We start from the raw sequence: 3948 nt of genomic DNA on the forward strand, positions 1-3948 counted from the left end.
AATCACTCCATCATTTTTAATATTCACATGTACACTAAAAAAAATCCGATACATCGGCTTTTTATTTTTGGTTTAATTTATTTCTATATTGTTTTCACTATCGCTCGGACGCATAAGTGTTAAAACACCTTCTACCATACCTATCACACCCGGTATTCCCGTCCAACAAAATAGTAAATAAAGAAGAGCATTTTTATTTTTCTTAACATAAAACTTATGAGCCCCGAAACCTCCTAGAAAAAATGCTAATGCAGAGTAAACATATTTATTAACTTGCATGATTTCCACTCCTTTAATTAATTGATTTAGAGAAACATTAAATAATTTAGTGATTTCTAAAATTGTTTTTAAGTCGGGATTACTTACTTCTCTTTCCCAATTAGAAATAGAATGTCTCGATACCCCTAACTTTTCAGCTAATTTTTCTTGAGACATGTTTTTACTTTTTCTTAACTTTTGTATTTGATGTCCAATTTTTGTTTCCAAATTATTTTTCTCCCTAACTTTAAGATATATTTAAACTCAATTTTTTCTATCGATATTTATGAACATTAGTATTTTTTATGCTGAAATATGTGAACAATCGCATAATATCAAGGTTTTTCTATAATTATACACGTTTTAAAATACATTGTGATAATACATAGAATGTACCTTATCTAAGTATATAAATGTTTTCTTTAAACCAAAGCTAATTTACCACATTGGGTTAAGTTTCTTATTATTAAAGAATGAACTTTGTATGATTTCAACTGCTTACTATCTTCTCATTTGGTTATTTCTCTCTTGTTTCTTCTTCTTTTTCTGATGATTAATATTGTTTTGCTTTTCAGTTTCGTTCGCATAGTACATAAGAAAGTCACTAGCATTTATCGTTGGTAAATTAATGTGATTAGTTTGTTCATTTTCATGTTCAATACGATTGTCATGATCATTTCTATCTACTTGATTAATATGTTTTTCGATAACTTCTTCTTGATCGACATGATTATATTTCTCAAGTTTAATGAGTAATTGAACTTTTTCATTAGGTGTTTGGTCTTTGACTTTTTCAAAGTTTTTATCGCCTATATCTATTCTTAAATCATCATCAATATGTTCTTTATAACTATCAATTTCTTTTTCTTTTTCCTTAATAAATGGCAACTCAACGTTATATTCAAAGCTATCTTTTTCTAAATTTTTAAGATGTTTTTGACTAAAGAAAATATCTTTACTCGCTTTTTTATAAGTATCTTCTAGCAATACATCATTAGGAATATTGTTATTTTGTTTGAACAGGTATTGAACATGAGTTGCTTTTATAATATTACCTTTTTGTGCCTCATCAACAATAAATGCTTTTTCATCATGGCTAAAATGATGATGAGATTTAGGGTACATTTGCTGAACAATGAGATGATTTTTTTCACTTTCAGTTAGATAAACATCTTTAGCTGATTGATAAATCTCTTTACGTTTTTCCTCTCTACTTTCTAATTTATTCTTCTCATTGAGTAACGCTTTATAGTTAGTTTCAACAGTATTAACAAACTCTTGTTGACTATATCCTTTACTTTCAATTTCTTTTCTAAACTGATAATTTTCATCATAATTTTTAGCATAGAATTTTAATTGACGTCTCTTAATTTCATTTTTAAGTAAATCATTTTGAATTTTACGACCAAAGGTAGACGCACTGTCAAACGTATTTTTAATTGTTTCTTTCGCCTCTGAATAGCCAACATCACGTTGATATCTATCAAATAAAATAGAATAACTTTGTTCATTTTTACTTACTTGTTCGTTAGCATTTTGAATAAATAATCTAATTTCATTTTGTGCTTGTTCTTTCTCTTTATCACTAAATAATTGTGATACTTCGCCACGATTATATCTTCTAATTTGTTCATTTTTCTGTCCGTAATAAGTAACGGGTTGGTACTCGATACCCTCTTTTTCACAGCGTTTTCTTTCATTTTGTTCTAATCTATATTCTTCTCTTGTAAGTGGAATTTCGGCAATTTTTTCTAAACCTTGCGCTTCAAAAGAACGACTATCATATCGTCTTAAACTTTGTTCACGTTCTGAGTATTGATTTAATTTTAATTCCCAATGCTTACGAACTTCTTTGAAATCAAAGTCGGCAAATCGTTCTTGTTTTCTAACTTTATTACCATTTTTATTTAAAATCGCATTGCCATTTTCATCATATTGCGTTCTCGTTTTTGTCTTTTTCCCCCAAGTACCGTCTGCATTAAACGGTCTTTGAGTAAGTAGAACATGGGCGTGTGGGTTGTTTATATCATCTCTATGAATTGAAATATCAGCAACCATTCCTTTGTCTACAAACTCACTTTTTATAAAATCTTTAGTTAATTCAGTTTGTACCTCTCTATCAAAATCATTAGGCAAACTTAATAAGACTTCTTTTGCTAATCTAGGATTTTTTGTTTTCGCATTATTCTTTTCAACTTTATCAACTTCATTCCATAAACGCTGTCTATCTTTAGTCCATTCGGGTGCATGTTGAGGAGTTAAAATCATGCTTTCAGGCTTAATAGTATGATTTCTAAACTTAATTTTTTCATCTGTACGTTCGCTATATAATGCTTCATCAGAACGATAAGACGCTGACGCAACGATATTTTTTGTTGCTCGATTAATGTTAGTCACTCTCAACATAAAGTAACCTTTATTCATGATTTTACCTCCTCTCTTTTCTGTTTTTTTACCCCTGTGGGAACTATAATGATCAACCAGTATGGTTGCCCATTTTTATGCCAATTTTCAATTTGCATGTAAATGGGCAGTGTCTTAAGAACTGGCTATATTATACCATGGATGAGCGACTTACCCAATGAATTATGATATACTTTATATAGATAAACTGAGGGAGTTTTTTATGTCTAAAATCAAACAAACAGATATTACAAAATTAAGTCAATTAGAACAACAAATTGAACAACTGAAAAAGCAAAAGAAAAAACAAGAAGAACAACTATCTAATAAAATTGGTGGTTATTTTTTAAATGAACTTGATTTAAATATGATCAACTCTAGTGATGAATTGTATAAAATTATGGATAAAGTCATTGAAGAATTTAATAAAGATATCGAACAGAATAGCATCGACGAGAACAACGAAAATTTAACAGAAGACAAAATTAACTAGAATAGTAAGTGATACGATGAATGATTTTAAAAATCTCAAAAAAATAAATGTTGAAATTGAAAAAGCAGAATTAAGAAAACATAGATTACAAAATTTAGATAGAAAAGAAAGAGCACATAGACTGATTCGAAAAGGCGCAATGCTTGAAAAGTATTTTGAATGTGAGCATTTAAGTTCTGCTGAAACAGAAGAATTGTTAAAGATGTATTCCAAATACATTAATACGAATAAGCCAAATAAATTTAAAAAGAAGTAATTTATTGTGCTTACAAACAAATACTTGGGATTCCACTTGATTAGAATAATAGACAAGTTATTGAAGATAGTATAAAAAACATTAGTTTTATAATGTTTATATAACCAAAAACAGAAGTAAGAGAAAATGAAATTGAAAAACTAAAAAGTGTTCTAAAGACGTTAGATTAAGAGGATAAAATTAAATGTTTAGATGATCAGTTATATAACTAATACGACTAAAAAGGAAAAATTGCTGATAGTAGTAACAATGAATAATAATCATTTATAAAAATGGGACTAAAACTTTTTGATTTTAGTCCCACTTAATTCATTAATTACATTTCATTGAAAATAAAGCTTGTCTGCAGTTAAGAGAACATCTAATTAAAGATATTCTCTAATTAAATCATTGTTGGCTTATTAAGTTGTATTATTGATTAAATAAAGAAGTGATTGGTAAATTATCACGTCGTTTATTAAGCGTATGTACTTCTGCGAATTCAGATTTAAGAGATTTCATTAAGTACCCTTGCATTGCTTCAACCGTTTCATTTTTT

4 protein-coding genes and 1 pseudogene are annotated in these 3948 nt (G+C 28.2%); 2 read left to right on the forward strand and 3 right to left on the reverse strand.

Annotated elements, in window-relative coordinates:
- Positions 1-72 precede the first annotated feature (72 nt).
- Complete coding sequence (locus HMPREF2930_RS11845; protein ID WP_000448282.1) at positions 73-486, reverse strand: NINE protein; 414 nt, start codon at positions 484-486, stop codon at positions 73-75.
- Positions 487-759: 273 nt separating this feature from the next.
- Entirely contained in the window at positions 760-2682 is a 1923-nt protein-coding gene (locus HMPREF2930_RS00250; protein ID WP_017175389.1) for a MobA/MobL family protein, read from the reverse strand.
- A 202-nt stretch (positions 2683-2884) separates the two neighbouring features.
- On the opposite strand from HMPREF2930_RS00250, the gene HMPREF2930_RS00255 reads away from it, so the two are divergent.
- A complete protein-coding gene (locus HMPREF2930_RS00255; protein WP_017175390.1) occupies positions 2885-3154 on the forward strand; it encodes a hypothetical protein in 270 nt (89 codons plus the stop codon).
- A 16-nt stretch (positions 3155-3170) separates the two neighbouring features.
- Complete coding sequence (locus HMPREF2930_RS00260; protein WP_017175391.1) at positions 3171-3410, forward strand: DUF3847 domain-containing protein; 240 nt, start codon at positions 3171-3173, stop codon at positions 3408-3410.
- Positions 3411-3821: 411 nt separating this feature from the next.
- On the opposite strand, the pseudogene HMPREF2930_RS11135 reads toward HMPREF2930_RS00260, so the two are convergent.
- Positions 3822-3948 (reverse strand): annotated as a pseudogene (locus HMPREF2930_RS11135) (replication protein); the annotation flags it as partial.

Source organism: Staphylococcus sp. HMSC068C09, assembly GCF_001813735.1.
GTDB lineage: Bacteria > Bacillota > Bacilli > Staphylococcales > Staphylococcaceae > Staphylococcus > Staphylococcus hominis.